This is a genomic window from Arsukibacterium sp. MJ3 (assembly GCF_000987765.1).
GTDB lineage: Bacteria > Pseudomonadota > Gammaproteobacteria > Enterobacterales > Alteromonadaceae > Alishewanella.
The window spans coordinates 73951-90165 of sequence record NZ_LAHP01000013.1; the positions used below are offsets into that span (position 1 = coordinate 73951).

At 44.6% G+C, this 16215-nt stretch carries 16 protein-coding genes; 3 read left to right on the forward strand and 13 right to left on the reverse strand.

The genetic code is table 11. The annotated features are described in order from the left end of the window. Nucleotides 1-48: 48 nt before the first annotated feature. Genes VT06_RS11015 through mpl form a run of 4 tightly spaced genes read right to left on the reverse strand, consistent with a single transcriptional unit; the run spans nt 49 to nt 3744 of the window. Nucleotides 49-819: an ABC transporter permease gene (locus VT06_RS11015; RefSeq protein WP_046554361.1), complete on the reverse strand. Its 771-nt coding sequence runs from the start codon at nt 817-819 to the stop codon at nt 49-51. Further along, the gene (locus tag VT06_RS11020; protein ID WP_046554362.1) at nt 819-1745 is read right to left on the reverse strand and encodes an ABC transporter ATP-binding protein; all 927 of its coding nucleotides are present in this window, start codon (nt 1743-1745) and stop codon (nt 819-821) included. The genes VT06_RS11015 and VT06_RS11020 overlap by 1 nt, the downstream gene beginning before the upstream one ends. Next, entirely contained in the window at nt 1742-2386 is a 645-nt protein-coding gene (locus VT06_RS11025; RefSeq protein WP_046554363.1) for a flavin prenyltransferase UbiX, read from the reverse strand. The genes VT06_RS11020 and VT06_RS11025 overlap by 4 nt, the downstream gene beginning before the upstream one ends. A 2-nt stretch (nt 2387-2388) precedes the next feature. Then, entirely contained in the window at nt 2389-3744 is a 1356-nt protein-coding gene (gene mpl / locus VT06_RS11030) for a UDP-N-acetylmuramate:L-alanyl-gamma-D-glutamyl-meso-diaminopimelate ligase (protein ID WP_046554364.1), read from the reverse strand. A gap of 135 nt (nt 3745-3879) precedes the next feature. Here mpl and VT06_RS11035 point away from each other — a divergent pair, with 135 nt between their 5' ends. Together VT06_RS11035 and ppa are read left to right on the forward strand one after the other, a co-directional pair. Continuing rightward, entirely contained in the window at nt 3880-4851 is a 972-nt protein-coding gene (locus tag VT06_RS11035) for a class 1 fructose-bisphosphatase (protein ID WP_046554365.1), read from the forward strand. Nucleotides 4852-4907: 56 nt separating this feature from the next. Further along, entirely contained in the window at nt 4908-5435 is a 528-nt protein-coding gene (gene ppa / locus VT06_RS11040; RefSeq protein ID WP_046554366.1) for an inorganic diphosphatase, read from the forward strand. A gap of 85 nt (nt 5436-5520) precedes the next feature. Here the strand turns inward: ppa and VT06_RS11045 are convergent, their stop codons facing one another. Next, complete coding sequence (locus VT06_RS11045; RefSeq protein ID WP_046554367.1) at nt 5521-7752, reverse strand: EAL domain-containing protein; 2232 nt, start codon at nt 7750-7752, stop codon at nt 5521-5523. Between the two features lie 187 nt (nt 7753-7939). Between VT06_RS11045 and VT06_RS11050 the strand changes: the two genes are divergently transcribed. Further along, entirely contained in the window at nt 7940-8842 is a 903-nt protein-coding gene (locus tag VT06_RS11050; RefSeq protein WP_046554368.1) for a TIGR03899 family protein, read from the forward strand. 39 nt (nt 8843-8881) lie between these two features. On the opposite strand, the gene VT06_RS11055 is transcribed toward VT06_RS11050, so the two are convergent. The 8 genes from VT06_RS11055 to VT06_RS11090 all read right to left on the reverse strand — a co-directional run bounded on the left by VT06_RS11055 (nt 8882) and on the right by VT06_RS11090 (nt 16103). Then, the gene (locus tag VT06_RS11055; protein ID WP_046554369.1) at nt 8882-10978 is read right to left on the reverse strand and encodes a response regulator; all 2097 of its coding nucleotides are present in this window, start codon (nt 10976-10978) and stop codon (nt 8882-8884) included. Nucleotides 10979-11155: 177 nt separating this feature from the next. After that, on the reverse strand, nt 11156-11959 hold the full coding sequence (locus tag VT06_RS11060; RefSeq protein ID WP_052750231.1) for a TIGR04219 family outer membrane beta-barrel protein: 804 nt from the start codon (nt 11957-11959) through the stop codon (nt 11156-11158). Between the two features lie 5 nt (nt 11960-11964). Next, complete coding sequence (locus tag VT06_RS11065) at nt 11965-12942, reverse strand: DUF2333 family protein (protein WP_046554370.1); 978 nt, start codon at nt 12940-12942, stop codon at nt 11965-11967. A 9-nt stretch (nt 12943-12951) separates the two neighbouring features. Further along, nucleotides 12952-13389 carry a copper chaperone PCu(A)C gene (locus VT06_RS11070; protein ID WP_046554371.1) on the reverse strand — a complete coding sequence of 146 codons (438 nt, stop codon included), beginning with the start codon at nt 13387-13389 and terminating at the stop codon, nt 12952-12954. A 231-nt stretch (nt 13390-13620) separates the two neighbouring features. Beyond that, a complete protein-coding gene (locus VT06_RS11075; protein ID WP_046554372.1) occupies nt 13621-13896 on the reverse strand; it encodes a hypothetical protein in 276 nt (91 codons plus the stop codon). 199 nt (nt 13897-14095) lie between these two features. Continuing rightward, nucleotides 14096-15094, reverse strand: a complete 999-nt coding sequence (gene dusA, locus VT06_RS11080; protein WP_235357416.1) for a tRNA dihydrouridine(20/20a) synthase DusA — start codon at nt 15092-15094, stop codon at nt 14096-14098. A 233-nt stretch (nt 15095-15327) separates the two neighbouring features. Continuing rightward, nucleotides 15328-15534 carry a cold-shock protein gene (locus VT06_RS11085; protein ID WP_046554373.1) on the reverse strand — a complete coding sequence of 69 codons (207 nt, stop codon included), beginning with the start codon at nt 15532-15534 and terminating at the stop codon, nt 15328-15330. 320 nt (nt 15535-15854) lie between these two features. After that, a complete protein-coding gene (locus tag VT06_RS11090) occupies nt 15855-16103 on the reverse strand; it encodes an RNA-binding protein (protein WP_046554374.1) in 249 nt (82 codons plus the stop codon). Nucleotides 16104-16215 lie beyond the last annotated feature (112 nt).

Sequence of the window (16215 nt, forward strand, 5' to 3'; positions counted from 1 at the left end):
CTACATTAAAATGTCTGCAAAAATTTCATCAGCAACCAGCAACAGGCGCTAACTGCGCAGGCCAATGCCGCGGTTTATTAAATAAATAGCGAAACTAAACATCACCACAATAAAACTAACCACCACCGCTAATGCCAACACCAGACTGACATCGCTTACCCCCAAGAAACCATAGCGAAAGGCGTTCACCATATATACGATAGGGTTCAGCGCCGCGACGTTCTGCCAAGGGCCCGGTAGCATGGTAAGTGAGTAAAATACGCCGCCCAGATAAGTGAGTGGCGTTAGAATAAAAGTGGGAATAATACTGATGTCATCAAAGGTTTTCGCATAAATGGCATTAATTAAGCCTCCCAGGGAAAACAACATTGACGTCAGCACGACCGTGACAATAATAATCGTCAAATTATGGATATGTATGTCGACCACAAACAAAGATAAAATCGTTACTATTAAACCAACTAACATACCGCGAGCCATACCACCACCCACATATCCCAGCACGATCAGATAATTTGGGACCGGCGCCACTAATAGCTCTTCAATATTACGCTGAAATTTAGCACTAAAAAACGATGAGGCGACATTAGAATAGGAGTTAGTAATTACGGCCATCATTATTAACCCGGGCACGATAAACTCCATATAACTGAAGCCTCCCATTTCACCAATACGCGAACCGATGAGACTGCCAAAAATAACAAAATACAGGCTCATAGTAATCGCGGGCGGCAACAACGTTTGCACCCAAATCCGTAAAAAACGGTTGGTTTCTTTATTTAAGATGCTTTGCAGCGCAATAAAATAGCTGGTACGCATTAGCTTACCTCTCCCCGACCATTTTCTACTAGGGCAACAAATAACTCTTCTAAGCGGTTAGCTTTGTTACGCATCGACAGCACGTTAATCTGCTGGTTACTCAGCTGGCTGAAAATCGGGTTTAACCCCTGGCTTTTGGCCACGTCAATCTCAATGCTGCGCTCATCCAGCTGGCGCCAACTCATGTCGTTCAATTGCAAACCCGCCGGGCTCTGATCTAAATCGAAGATAAAGGTTTCCATGGTTAATTTGTTCAATAGCGCTTTCATATTGGTATTTTCAATAATCCGGCCCTTATCGATAATCGCTATATTGCGACACAACGTTTCGGCTTCTTCCAAATAATGAGTGGTAAGAATAATCGTCACACCGGCTTTGTTAATACTGCGCAAAAAATCCCACATGGAGCGGCGCAGCTCAATATCAACCCCAGCGGTCGGTTCATCCAGGATCAATAACTTTGGCTCATGCATCAGCGCCCGGGCAATCATTAACCGCCGCTTCATACCGCCAGACAACTCGCGAGCCGGTGCCTGACGTTTATCCCACAACCCAAGTTGGCTCAGGTATTTTTCAGCCCGAACCAATGCCAGTTTTTTCGGCACTCCGTAGTAACCGGCCTGGTTAACCACAATCTGCAGTACGGTTTCAAACTGATTAAAATTGAACTCTTGCGGCACTAGCCCCAACTGGCTTTTGGCCTGCTCCAGCTCGGTGTCAATGTCATAACCAAAAACTTTTACGCTGCCGCTACTTTTATTCACCAACGAGGTAATCACGCCTATAGTGGTACTTTTACCAGCACCATTTGGGCCAAGCAAGGCAAAAAAATCACCCTGTTGCACCTGCAAGTCTATGCCGCTTAGCGCTACCGTGCCGCTTTTATACACTTTATGTAAGCCGGAAATGTCTAACGCAACACTCACTCGCGTTCTCCTGTTTTATTGCTGTTAAGCGAACGCTCGCCGCCGTAACCCCAGCGGGCAGTAAGCTGTTGAGATACACCCAGCTGATCTAAAATACGTGCCACCATAAAATCGACTAAATCGCTAATCTGCTGAGGTTGATGATAAAAACCGGGTGCGGCAGGCATAATGGTAACACCCAGCCGGGCCAGCTTTAACAGATTTTCCAGATGAATGGCACTTAGCGGGCTTTCTCTTGGCACCAGAATAAGCTTGCCACCTTCTTTAATTACCACATCAGCGGCCCGCTCTATCAGGTTATTACTGGCTCCACAAGCAATAGCAGACACGGCACCGGTTGAACATGGGCAAATTACCATGTGGCGGGGTGCTGCTGAGCCTGAAGCCACTGGCGAAAACCAGTCGTCTTTTCCATACACGGTTAACTGACCCGTTTTGCAAGCAAACTGCGCTTGTATTTGCGCAGTACATTTTTCCGGCGCAGCCGCCAGTTTAATATTATGCTCAGTAGCAAACACAACCCGTGCGGCACTAGAAATAAGCAAATGCACCCTAATATCTTGCTGCAACAGCAGTTCAAGCAGTCGCCAACCATAGGGTGCACCTGAGGCACCAGTAAATGCTAACGTTATTTCCCGCATTGTTACTCCCATTTTTGCGCCAAGGCGCTAACCAGCTTATCGTGAATACCGGCAAAGCCACCGTTACTCATAATGACAATGTTATCACCGCTGCCGGCGTGTTTAACCAGTAAACCGACCAGCTCACTGACATCGTGCGACAGATGGGCTTTCGGACTTAAACTGCGGGTTAGTCCATCTAATGACCAGTTGGCATTTGCTGGCTCATATAAGTAAACCTGATCGGCAATAGCTAACGCGACGGGCAAGGCGGCTTCATGAACACCCATACGCATGGTGTTAGAACGTGGTTCAAGTACGGCCAGTAAACGGCCCTGGCCCACTTTATTCCGCACCCCTTGTAAGGTAGTGGCAATGGCCGTGGGATGATGAGCAAAATCGTCATAAACCTTTATGCCAGCAATTTCCGCTTTTAATTCCATGCGTCTTTTGGGTGCGACAAAATGTTGCATAGCGTCCAGTGCTACCGCCACGGGCACACCAGCATGCCGGGCGGCGGCAATGGCCATTACCGCATTGTCGACATTATGCTGACCACCCAGTTGCCAATGTAACTCGCCTTGCAGTTGTTGTTGGTAAAACACCTTAAAGGCACTGCCATCGCTATTAAGCAGCTCTGCTTGCCAGTCTTGACCGTAACTCTGGCGTTCACTCCAGCAACCCATTGCCAGCGTTAGACTGACCGCCTTGGTATCTTCCGGCGACAACACCAAACCATTGGCCGGCACCATGCGCAATAAATGATGAAACTGGCGTTGAATGGCCGCCAGATCAGGGAAAATATCGGCGTGGTCAAATTCAAGATTATTGATAATAAGCGTGCGTGGCCGGTAATGAACAAACTTTGAGCGTTTATCAAAAAAAGCGGTGTCGTACTCGTCTGCTTCTATCACAAAAAAGGGTGACTCTCCCAGCCGGGCCGATGTATCAAAATTTTGTGGAATGCCGCCAATTAAAAACCCGGGTTTTAAGCCCGCAGCTTCTAAAATCCATGCCAACATGCTGCTGGTGGTGGTTTTACCATGGGTGCCCGCTACCGCTAATACCCAACGGTCTTGCAGTACTTGCTCGGCCAGCCACTGTGGTCCTGAGGTATAGCGCAAACCGCGGCTCAGCACATACTCAATAGCTTCGTTACCACGGGATAACGCATTACCAATAATGACTAAATCGGGTTCTGGGTTAAAATGTGCTATGTCATATCCTTGCATTAAACCAATACCTAACTCGGCCAGTTGCTCACTCATCGGCGGGTAGACATTTTGATCTGAACCGGTAACCTGGTGGCCCATGGCTTTGGCAATGGCGGCAATGCCGCCCATAAAGGTGCCGCAAATACCTAAAATATGAATATGCATCAGTTATTTCCTGCTGTGCAGGCCCGTTGAGAACAGAAAAGCAGATAAAACTACGATCAAAACTGCATTTTAACAATAAATTCTTTAAAATAGCTTAGCCTACAACCGAACTACAGCAATAAAAGGACCTACAACATGCGCCGTATTTCCCCGGTACTAAAACAGGACGGAGTTGAACCTGATCTCATTGCCTTGCTTAAAACTATTCTTGCCGCGTGCCGGGAAATTTCTTTTCGGGTTAGCCAGGGTGAACTAGCTGGTGTATTAGGTTCTACCCTTGGCGAGAATATTCAAGGGGAAACCCAAAAAAAACTTGATGTCATTGCCAACGAACTGCTTAAAGAAGTCATTTTAGAAACTGGTGTGGTCAAGGCCATCAGCTCAGAAGAAGAGGATACCATTGTTGCCGGAAACCCTGCGGGCAAATACCTGGTAACCTTTGATCCGCTAGACGGCTCGTCGAATACCGATATTAATAGTTTAATTGGTACTATCTTTTCAATTTTACCCGCCGCAGCAGATAAAGAGCCTGACGACGCCAGCCTGTTCCTGCAACCCGGTACGGCCCAGGTAGCCGCTGGCTATGTATTGTATGGCCCGTCAACGATGTTAGCGCTAACCACCGGCCACGGTACCCGTATGTATACTTTGGATAACACCTATGGTGGTTTTTTGCTAACAGCGGAGCAAGCCGCCATTCCAAAGTACACTACCGAGTTTGCCCTTAATATGTCTAATCAACGGTTTTGGCAGGAACCGATGCAGCATTATGTTGCAGACTTGTTGCTGGGCAAAGCTGGCCCTCGTGGTAAAAACTTTAATATGCGCTGGATAGCGGCCATGGTGGGTGATGTGCATCGGGTACTGTGCCGTGGCGGCATTTTTGCCTACCCACGTGACACTAAAGACCCACAAAAGCCAGATAAACTTCGACTAATGTATGAAGCCAATCCAATGAGCTTTCTGGTAGAACAGGCTGGTGGCATAAGTTCAACCGGCTACCAGCGGATTATGGATATTATGCCCACGGATATTCACCAGCGGGTTGCGGTAATTCTCGGCTCAAAACATGAAGTGGAAACCTGTATTGGTTATCACAAAGCATAGCCATTTTTACTGTCACCGCTATAATGGCCGGATAAATTAAACAAAAAGGAAGCAACATGAGCTTAAGCGATGTAGCGGCAGGTAAAAATCTGCCTGACGAAATTAATGTCATTATTGAAATTCCGGCTAACGCCGATCCGATTAAATACGAAGTAGATAAAGACACCGGCACAGTATGGGTTGACCGCTTTATGTCTACACCGATGTTTTATCCTTGTAACTATGGTTTTGTAAACCAAACACTTTCATTAGACGGCGATCCGGTAGACGTATTAGTGCCTACGCCTTACCCGTTGGTGCCGGGTGCAGTAATAAAATGTCGTCCGGTTGGCGTATTACATATGTCGGATGAAGCAGGTGAAGACGCGAAAGTTATCGCCGTTCCGATAAGTAAGCTGACTAAGCTGTATGACCATATTCAGGATATTAACGATGTACCTGAGTTGTTAAAGCAGCAAATTCAACACTTCTTCGAGCATTATAAACAATTGGAACCCGGTAAATGGGTGAAGATTTTGGGCTGGGGTGACGTTGCTGCAGCCAAAAATGAAATTATGACGTCGTTTGAGCGTGCAAAAAAATAAACGTTTTGCTGCAAATGGCCGCTGATACAAAATAATAAAGTCGCGTAATGCGGCTTTATTATTGGTTATTTATTACTTTTTATCATTAGCTGGTTTGTGTATTACTGCGCTCAAGATATTCCAGCAGCTCAGCTGTAGGCATAGGTTTAGCGAATAAAAAACCCTGCACTTCATCACAGCCCATTGCCGTTACCGCCAGTTGCTGCTCTAGGGTTTCTACCCCTTCAGCAATGGTAGACAAGCCCAGACGCTTGCCTAAATTAATAATAGTTTGTGCAATAACTTCACCAGCGGGTTTGGTAACCTCATGCACAAAAGCCCGGTCTACTTTAATCCGATCCAGTGGCAGTTGCTGCAAATAACTGAGCGACGAGAACCCTATACCAAAATCATCAATCGCCACTTTAATGCCAACATTTTTTAATTTATTCAGTGCATCTATGACAATTTTTGGCTCGTCCATTACCACTGACTCAGTGATCTCAAGCTCTAATAATGCGGGGTCAATATTGTAACGGTTAACACAATCAATCACCGTCTGTACAAAATGATGATTTCGAAACTGCGGCATCGAGACATTTACGGCGATGCGTAAATTACGATATCCTTTGGTAGAAAGATGTTTTATTTGCTGACAAGCTTGCTCTAAGACCCAGCTGCCAATTTCAACAATAAGACCTGAGTACTCTGCCAGAGGAATAAACACCGCTGGCGAAATATACTGGCCATCGGCTACCGGCCAACGTAATAGCGCTTCCATGCCCACCACTTGCTTAGTGCTTAGTGATACCTGTGGCTGATACCATAATTCTAGTTTGTCTCGGCTAAAATCGCTGCGCAGCTTTCTAAGCAAGGACAGCCGCTCTGCCATTTCATCTTCCATTTCCGGTTGATAATACTGGTAACCCTGGCTGATACTCTTTTTAGCTTTATTTAAGGCAATATAAACATGCTTTAAAATAGTTAAGCCTTGCTCGGATGAGTCAGTTAAACGGCATAATCCAAAAGTGGCGGTAACCTGTAACGCATGTTCTGAAGCCTGAAAGGGCTCGTTAAATACTTCCGCTAACCGCTCAGGCGATAATTCGTGCGCCGGGCCAACCAAACCAAATACATCAGCACCAATGCGCCCCAACTGACAGCTAGTGCCAAAAAAAGCAATTAAACGCATGGTGAGGGCAATGAGTAATTCATTACCAACATCCTGGCCTAAACCATCATTAACATCAGAGAAATGGTCAATATCAACCAGAACCGCTACCATACCTTGCGCATCAAAACGACGGGTGTCTTGCAAAATCTGAATAAACTCATTGCGGTTGGGTGTTTTGGTCAGCGGATCGATATAAGCGGCATGCTTTAACTGCTGAAATAATGTCACATTTTCATAGCCAATTGATATATTGCTAAGGAATACCTCAATTAGTTGTCGATCGAAGGCTTCAATTGGCCGGTTGGTTTCAATATAAACGGCAGCACAGCGACTGTCACTGCCAAGGTATAACACCGTATCATTCTGACCAAAAATATTCTGCCGTTGGGTCAGACACAGGTTAATCTGCTGCACAATTCGGGGGTTATCCAGCCGGTCTAACTGACATTTAATAAAAGGCGCATAATGGCCGGCAGCGCCCAGCACATATATTTTGTCACTGGCACTGCCGTCATCTTCAATTTGTGCGCACAGCACACCCTCTGCATGCAAGCCGATAAGTGAGGCAATTTGGGTGACCACCCCTTCAGAGAATTCATGCAGTGAGTGCTGCTCAAGTAAATTGGCACCAGCATTAATAATTTTCTGCAGACCAATTCTATTTTGATTTATAGTACGAATTTGCTGATAAGAGCGCAGTGACGCAATAATAGTCGTCACTAGTTTGCCACGGGTTAATTCGGTTTTGGTTTTATAATCATTAATGTCATATTCTTTAATAACACTTTCTTCCGGCGCGTAGCCCGGCTGCCCCGTTCTGAGAACAATCCGCACCTCTTCCATATGCAGTTCATCACGGATCCGCTGCACGACTTTTAAACCAGCATCATCAGACTCCATCACTACGTCAAGCAGCACCATGGCCATATTTGACGAGCTCTGCAAAATTCGTATGGCATCGTCACCAGAATAAGCATGATGAAAAGTCAGCTTTTTACCAAGCACAATGAGATCGTTTAGGGCCAGTTTGGTAACAGTATGTATTTCTTCGTCATCATCGACGATCAAAATATGCCAAACACCCAAGGCCAGTTCTGGTTCCGGTGTTGTTTGCTCGTCTTGTGCAAAAAACAGAAAGTCGTCCTCTGTTTCATTCGATTTCATGATTACGCCTTTACCGAAGTCCTGATTTAAATATACATGCTTATTTTACAAAACAGAAAACGAATTAATGTTTATTTTAAACTTTGCTAATTCCGGAACGCACTATGTTAAATCGTGCAGACTACTTGCTGCTACAACAGCTTAATGCCAAGATAACATTATTTATTCAATAAATATCGGATTTATTTTGAGCAAAATAACCTCGGCCTCAGGTCAGCAGCGACTAGTAAAACTGGCCCGTTATCATCTTGGCGGGTCCATAATGTCAACCTCAGCTGAGACTGGGATTGATGCCGCTGATGAACATAATAGTACTGCCCCGTTTACAGCTAAACATCAACAACTAGCCGCTCGCTCAGGCGCACCAACCCTCGCTGACGAACTCAGTTTGTCACAACGGGTTACTCGTCGGCTACAAATGCAACGCGAACGCCAACAGCAAAACCTGGAAAAAATTATGGCATTGGCGTTAGAATATTGTCCGGAGAGAGTGTCGGGGCAAGAAGTCGACCCAGACTGGTTTGCACAATACTGTGAATTAGTGCTGGATATCTCAAACGATAGTATGCAGCAATTGTGGGCTAAAATACTGGCGGGTGAAATTGCCACTCCAGGGCGTTTTTCGCTGAAAACATTGCAAGTATTAAAACAAATGAGCCACAAAGAGGCGCAAAGCTTACAACTCGCCGCCAGTTTAAGCTGTCGCAGCCGACATGAACAAAGTGGTCGGATTTACTTTGGTTTTATTCGAAAACCCTCGTTGTGGCAGCTATTAACCGGTCGCAGTATGGCGCTGTTAAATTTAAGCCAATTTGGTTTATCCTACCCGCAAATTCTTAATCTGATTGATATTGACATCTTACATAATGTAGAAATTGAGAGTGGTGAATTGCAGCCAGAACAACAGTTTAGCTGGCAATTTCAAAGTAAAACATTGGAATGTACCGCTTTACAACGTGGCGTGGTGCTACAATATTATAAATACACCACAGTAGGAAATGAATTATTACCACTATTAAACAGCCCTACTCATAGTGGTTATTTAGCCCACTTACAACAGCAAATGGCCTCGGTTCTGCACTTTAACTAGTGCAACCTGCTTACCAGATATTTTCAGCAGAATCGACCTTCAGGCTGGCATAAAGCAGAATTTAGCCAGTAAACTATCTAAACGCGCTGGTTCTAACGGTTTAAAAATAATATCGTTCATTCCAGCCTGGCGGTAACGGTCAATTTCATCAGGCATAGCATGAGCGGTAAAAGCCACAATAGGAACTTTTTGATATTGCGGCAATTGCCGAAGCTGCCGCGCAACGTCTACGCCTGACATATCCGGTAACTGAATATCCAGTAAAATCATGTCGAACTTTTGTTGCTGACACAGTAAAAATACTTGAGCTGCAGAAGTCGCAGTTTGTAATTTTAATGGTTTATTTTTTAATAACACCTGAACAAAAGCCAAATTCGTTTCGTTATCATCCACCACTAAAATATGCTGGCATGTGGTAATTTTTGTTTGAACTTCAGCAAACTTAATCAAACGTGCCAGACAAAATTGATGTTCAAAAAACACATTTTGTATTGCATCTTGCCAGGTTTTAAACTGTACTGCCGGCACAACGCACAGCAAACATGGCTGGTTTTTGGTTAGGTTAAACAGTCGTTGCCAATCTGCACTCGCGGAAGCCAGTGGCGCGAAAACCAACATAAATTGCTGACCATTGTGCTGAATTAACTGCTCTAACTCGCTGACGTTACTACACAGCGTTACCTGAGCAGCTATTGCAGCAAGTGCAGCCGAACGTTGTTGCAAACGTTCAGCATCCGCATCAAACACTAACAGATGCTGTAACAACTTTGCTGCTGGTGCAGCTTCAGTTTGCATTGGCAAGGTAAGTTGTAAAATACAGCCCAGACCATCCAGTGTTTGACTGGTAAAACTGGCACCCGTTGTCTTTATTGCATTGAGTAAAGCAATATCAGCATCACTCCATTGCAAGTCAAGCATATCGGCTGTTTGCAGCAGCTGGCGGCAATGTTCCGGCAAACCATTGCCATTACAACTAGCGACCAGTAACAAGCTATGTTGTTCGCCACTGAACTGTAACTTTAGCGCTATACTGATTTTACTGACATCTTCAGCCCGTAAACAGAGCATGAGTAATGCCTCTACCAAAGACGTTAACGTTTGCCTGCAATAGTAAACTGAATAACCTAAATTATCCGGATGTTCCAGCCAGTCAAGCCTGACTGATTCAGAAAGCAGCAAGCCATTTAGATCGTCAACCTGCTGGCTTAACCAGCTGGCAAGATTAAAAGGCTGCCCGCTGATCTCAATTTGGCTAAACTGATAGTGGCCTGCTAATAAATGCAGCTGTAATAATCGCTGTAGCGGTAAGGATTGCAATTGATCTTTGCGCTGCCACAATAACTGACTTTGCTCAAACCAATGTCGGATCTGGCGTTGCAGCTCTTGCTGTGTTGCAATTAAGCGTTGATTCTTTTGCGATAGTTCAGTGTTTTGCATATTGAGTCGTTGTAAGCGCTGGTTTAATTGCTGCACCTGTTGCTCCGAGCCGAGTGTCCGCTGGTCGATACTTCCGGCCAATTCATTAAAGGCCTGTTGTAAAGGCCATAACACCGGAACCATCAGCTCATGCAGCTGACACTGTTGCTGAGCTGCCTGTAGACGCTGCATGTTATGGGTTAATAACTCAATATCAGTATTGTGGCGCAGTTGGCCACGTTTTACCGCAGTAACACTTAGTGCCAAACCTGTGGCCATTACCGCACTGACCAGTACCAACGACAATAACCAGACGAACCAGTCAAATTGAGCAACGAATACCACCGAGATAAAGCCATTACTGCCAAGCTTACCTGAAATAGGATCATTAGCGGCGCTGGCACCAACATTCAACGGCAACAACGCCAGTTGACTGCCGTCGTCCAACGTAGTGAATTGATAAGATAACGGGGTGTCGACAAGCTCTGGCGGCTTAATCAACGATGTGCTACTGGCTATAAATTGGCGCTGGCTATTATAGAGGGCAATTTGCTGTACTACTAAAGGCGAGCTATAGTGAATTTGCCCTAATAAAGTAGCCAGTTGTTCGTTGGAACCTGTCGGCAAATAAGCCTTAACGGCATAGTCAACAGTAACACCAAGCTGCTTAATATGCAGTTGTTGCTGACTACGGCTATCATTATAAAGCCACACACTCACTAGCAACCACGCCAGCAACAGCGTCAACAACCAGGGGACTATTAACTGTCTGAATATATTTATCAAAACGTGGCTGCCGACTCAAAATATAAAGTTACTATAAAGTGCTTCCACGACAACGGCAAGTGTTGTAATACCCCGAGCCACACTGACAATAAGACCACTATAAACACCTGATTAAAAGTGTAACTCGACCCCGGCAAAGACGCCTTTAAAATCAAGATTACTATACAGCTCATCCAAATCGTCTAAACGCAGATTAACCGCCCGGTATCCGAGCTTAACCCTGATATCAACAGTTAATGAGTTAATAAGCTCATAACCAACCCCAGCTTGAATATCGTACATCTGACTGTCACTCCAGCCAACATAGCTACCCTGAGCAAACACGTCTAAACCAGTAAGCGGCAAGCCAACTTTGCTACTAAGATATAACATAGGCAGCCATTGTGAAACCGACTCTTCCGCTTGCAAACCGTTTTCGGTCTGCTCCTGCACCGCCGCAGAACCGTTAATAAGTTTACTGTTTACGCCAAAATCAAGGGAAACGACACTATTGTCCAACAACTCATAATACAGCACGATATCGGTATTCGTCAGATCGACCTGATTTGCCAGGGTCGTATTGACCGAATAGTCCTGGCCGGCAAAACTAAACTGACCGTCGAGCACCGTAATACCATTCGCCTCAAGCTGGTTATGTGCCAGCCTTACATTAGGCAATACCGGTATCGGATGTTCCAATGCAATAAAGTACGCCCCCTGAGTTTTACTGCCAAAATTAAACTCTGGAGCAGGTTCACTATTACCAAAACTACCAGCCACGTTACTACGCCAACCGTCTGCGCCAATATAAAGGCCTAATAGGGTGTCAGCGGCTGCTTGCCACGATCCCAGAAATGCCACTAGCACCAGGGTTAAGGCAGTGTTGCTGCTGACTGTGTTGTTAATAACCGTTTTACTGGCAACGACTTGCTTCATACTGCTTATCCTTGAATCAATAATTCTGATAAATCATTCAGGGCGGCATTCGCACGGGAAATATAATTTGCCATCACTAGACTGTGGTTTGCCAGCAAACCAAAACCACTACCATTTAATACCATCGGACTCCAAATCGGTTGCTGGGTGGCTTCAAGTTCGCGGATAATTTGTTGTAAACTTACCATAGCATTGCGTCGATGCAGCACTTCTGCAAAGTCGACTTCTACCGCTTTCAGATAATGTAATAACGCCCAGGCTGCACCACGAGCTTCATAAAATTCATCATCAATTTTCCACCAACTGGTTTTAACAACTTGATTTGCTGGTGCATTAGTAGACTGTCTGGCTCCGGCATCACCGGCTAAATCAGTGTTTAAACGATCCTGGCCAACACTGGCGCTGAGTCGCTGAGAATAACTGCCAAGCCGTTTTTCCACGTTCTTTAACCAGTCTCTGAGATTATCAGCCCGGGCATAAAACTGACTATCGGGTTGGCTGCTGTTAGATAACGCGTCCCGATACAAATACAATTGCTCAACTGCCTTACGATATTCAGATTCGGCACTGGGAATAGCCCAACTTTTATGATCAATATTAAATTGAGGCTGAGCAACTTTTAGAAACTCATTCTCAGCCGATTGCGACTGTGAACGGCTAAAGTCTTTGCGAAAAGCTAGCGCCAGGTCGCGCGACATCTCCAACACCCCAAACTCCCAGGCTGGCATGTTATCTAACAAACTATAGGGCGGTAAAATATCGTTCGCCAAATAACCACCTGGCTTATCTAGTAAGGTTTCAGTCACTTTGATCAATGCAGTGGTCATTGTAAAACCGACAGTCGGTGTTGCACCCGCCGTTTGTTGAGCTTGTTGTATCTGTTCGGCAATTACTTCTGGTTCCCGGCTTACCCACCAGCTAACGACTACAAAAATAAACAATAACAAGCCTGCAATAAGGTATGTGATGTTACGCTTAATCATAATTTATCCTTAGCGACGCGGCATTTCAGTTAACGGCATACTTAACGACAGCTGTTCGCCATTACTAAAGCTCAAGGTAACCGTAACACTCTCTCCAGCCAGTAAAGGCTGCACAGGGTTAAACAGCATCAGATGTAAGCCACCGGGTTGCAGAGTAACACTGGAATTTGCTGCAATATCAATCTGTGCGACTTGCTCCATCCGCATCACCCCATCCTGATGCGTATGTTGATGTAATTCAGCTTTTTCAAAAGCAGAGCTTTGTACCGCCAGCAAACTAACGGCAGCGGCAGTATCATTCTGCAGCGTAAAATAAGCTGCAGTCACTGTTCGACCTGGCATAGGTACTCTTACCTGACCATCAGTAACGGTTAATTCTGACGCGATGGCGGCTACCGCTGACAAACTGAATATAGCACCTGCAACAAAACGAAATAGTCGGCGCATGTTAGGCTCCCTTAACAAATTTAACTTATCTTACACCAAATTATGGCAGCAAGCAGCGTCAACAAGCAACGTTATGCCGTTTAACAAGACAAAAGCCCGGAACAACTAGCTCCGGGCTCTTTGCCACCACAATATTATCGGCATAACATAACACCACAAAATAAATGCCGAAAATATGCTAGCAACTGGCAGTAAATACAGCAGCAATAAATTACTGGCAGGAAACATCGTCTACTCTGCCGCGGGCTTGGTATTTGTCTGAACAACAGCGTCTTGTCCTACTGCTACCAGCTCTGTTGTTAAGGGTGCCGTTGTTTGCAATAACTGACGTAAATCAGTGGCTGTTTGTTCTACAGCTTGCCGCGCTTGTTGCACCACGGCAGTTTTAATTTCAGCTAACTGGCTGGCGGCTAATTGCTGCATAACTTCAGTAACCGGGTTAGCTTGCGTTGGTAAAGCAGCCAGTAAAACACCGGCAGCAAAGGTTAAAGTAGCTAAAGTTTTCATATCATATTCCTTCATAATGAGATTAGTTGGTACTACAACTGTCTTATTACAAAGCTTATGCCAACTTTAAAAATCTTATAAACCATTAATATTTATACAATTAAATTTAATCTTCGCAATGGCAATATTTTATGCACTATTTAAAAGCCAAAAAGTGGTATTTTTAACCACTCTACTGGTTAATTTAACTAACATTAATTTACTCTGGTACTGCTGCCAGCGCTTGTATTAAAACCTCAGGCCCTGACGCCGCTAAATGACCATGCTCACTTAAATGGCGCCGCCACAGTCGTGCGCCAGGCAAGCCCTGAAATAACCCAAGCATATGCCGGGCAATATGCCAGAAACGGGCACCTTGCTGCATCTGCTGTTCAATGTAAGGAAGCATCGCTCTAACTAGCTGATGCTGGCTTAATACGGGCCGTTCATCGCCATATATAAAATGATCAACCTGGCTCAGTAAATAGGGATTGGTATAAGCTTCCCGCCCCACCATCACTCCATCTACCCGTTGCAGTTGATAGCGCGCATCGTCGAGGGTTTTAATCCCGCCATTAATACTAATATCAAGCTGAGGAAAATCCTGCTTTAATTGGTGAACTCTGGGGTAATCCAGTGCTGGAATTTCTCGGTTTTCTTTGGGGCTAAGCCCTTTTAACCAAGCTTTTCGGGCATGCACAATAAAATGGCTGCAACCTGCATCAGCAATGGTACCAACAAAATCAGTTAAAAAAAGGTAGCTATCAAGCTCATCAATGCCAATCCGGCTTTTCACCGTTACAGGTATAGTGACCACATCCAGCATAGCTTTTACGCAGCTGGCAACTAACTGAGGGCGGGCCATTAAACAGGCGCCAAACATACCGTTTTGTACCCGATCTGATGGGCAACCAACATTAATGTTTACCGCATCATAACCCCGCTGCTGTGCCATCAAAGCACAGCGGGCCATTTCTTGCGGATTAGAGCCACCCAGCTGCAACACCAATGGGTGCTCTTGTTCGTTAAACGCCAGATAATCACCTTTGCCATGAATAAGTGCACCCGTGGTGATCATTTCGGTGTAAAGCACCGCATGTTTGGTCATTAACCGGTGAAAAAAACGGCAATGTTTATCGGTCCAGTCCAGCATGGGAGCGACAGAGAACTTGGGTGACAACATCCTGGAGTCGGGCTGATGCAGACTATTGTTGATCATTGATTTTATGACATTCCACGTAAGTGACGTAACACAGATAAAAAAGGAAGTGAATTATACCATAGCAAAACACCAAGCGCAGTCAGACTGCTGAGCGAGAGCAAACCGGGCTTGTTTAAAAAGCTAATATTGAAGGGGGAGGTTCAGCTAGGTTTTTAAAAAATGGTGTAAATGACAATAAAAAAAACCGGCGGCAAAGCCAACCGGTTGTTTTACTTGTAAGCTGCAGCTTATTAGATAGCAACAACTTTATTTGCGCAAGGACCTTTCTGGCCTTGGCCAACTTCAAACTCGACCTTTTGGCCATCGCTTAATGTTGCGTAACCGCCACCTGCTTGAATTTCAGAGTGATGAACGAACAGGTCTTTACTGCCGTCTTCTGGAGTAATAAAACCGAAACCTTTTTCAGCGTTGAACCACTTTACAGTACCTTTAGCCATTTTCTTATCTCATGATTGTTGGTGAAGAATAATTATTATACACGAATCCACCAGTTCGGGTATAAATCGAATATTTCAGACTCGTCGTATGTCACAGTGCAATAGTACAACAGATTAGCAATCTAAGCCCGTTATGCGGAAAGATAACCGCTACTTTACATATAATCAATTATTTATAGCGTATTTTACTGATAAAAATCGACAAATTTTAGCCTGCTGCCGAAAAACCTAGGCAATACAGTGTTCTTTAAAGCAAGAAGCCGAATGGTTATTATAAAACAAATAAGCCATTTTACCTTAGGAAATTTTAGATAAACACATTATATCGTTTTATCATCCGCTTTTTTAACGCGTATTTTATTACTGCCGATAAGGGTGTTGTTTAGATTTTTAATAGCGGCTTTAGCTTCACCTGATTTTGGCATTTCAATGAAACCGAAACCTTTAGACGAGCCACTAACCAAATCTACTACTACATTGCATGATTGCACTGTGCCATATTCCTGAAAAATTTTCAGCAGTTGATCTTCTGTGGTTAATCGGTCCAAGTTTCGTACTAATAATTTCATTTAAATTCCATCAGTAATTATTTATTAAAGCTAAATGACTAAAAACACATTCTACAGCAAACTGTCGATAATTTGTGGCGTTAGTAGCAAATTATAATAGAACACTGTTGTA

What these genes read in the sequence shown, in the direction of transcription:
- VT06_RS11015 (WP_046554361.1), bottom strand. Translation starts at nt 819, where the DNA reads ATGCGTACCAGCTATTTTATTGCGCTGCAAAGCATCTTAAATAAAGAA.
- VT06_RS11025 (WP_046554363.1), bottom strand. Translation starts at nt 2,386, where the DNA reads ATGCGGGAAATAACGTTAGCATTTACTGGTGCCTCAGGTGCACCCTAT.
- mpl (WP_046554364.1), bottom strand. Translation starts at nt 3,744, where the DNA reads ATGCATATTCATATTTTAGGTATTTGCGGCACCTTTATGGGCGGCATT.
- VT06_RS11035 (WP_046554365.1), top strand. Translation starts at nt 3,880, where the DNA reads ATGCGCCGTATTTCCCCGGTACTAAAACAGGACGGAGTTGAACCTGAT.
- ppa (WP_046554366.1), top strand. Translation starts at nt 4,908, where the DNA reads ATGAGCTTAAGCGATGTAGCGGCAGGTAAAAATCTGCCTGACGAAATT.
- VT06_RS11045 (WP_046554367.1), bottom strand. Translation starts at nt 7,752, where the DNA reads ATGAAATCGAATGAAACAGAGGACGACTTTCTGTTTTTTGCACAAGAC.
- VT06_RS11060 (WP_052750231.1), bottom strand. Translation starts at nt 11,959, where the DNA reads ATGAAGCAAGTCGTTGCCAGTAAAACGGTTATTAACAACACAGTCAGC.
- VT06_RS11065 (WP_046554370.1), bottom strand. Translation starts at nt 12,942, where the DNA reads ATGATTAAGCGTAACATCACATACCTTATTGCAGGCTTGTTATTGTTT.
- VT06_RS11070 (WP_046554371.1), bottom strand. Translation starts at nt 13,389, where the DNA reads ATGCGCCGACTATTTCGTTTTGTTGCAGGTGCTATATTCAGTTTGTCA.
- VT06_RS11075 (WP_046554372.1), bottom strand. Translation starts at nt 13,896, where the DNA reads ATGAAAACTTTAGCTACTTTAACCTTTGCTGCCGGTGTTTTACTGGCT.
- dusA (WP_235357416.1), bottom strand. Translation starts at nt 15,094, where the DNA reads ATGATCAACAATAGTCTGCATCAGCCCGACTCCAGGATGTTGTCACCC.
- VT06_RS11085 (WP_046554373.1), bottom strand. Translation starts at nt 15,534, where the DNA reads ATGGCTAAAGGTACTGTAAAGTGGTTCAACGCTGAAAAAGGTTTCGGT.
- VT06_RS11090 (WP_046554374.1), bottom strand. Translation starts at nt 16,103, where the DNA reads ATGAAATTATTAGTACGAAACTTGGACCGATTAACCACAGAAGATCAA.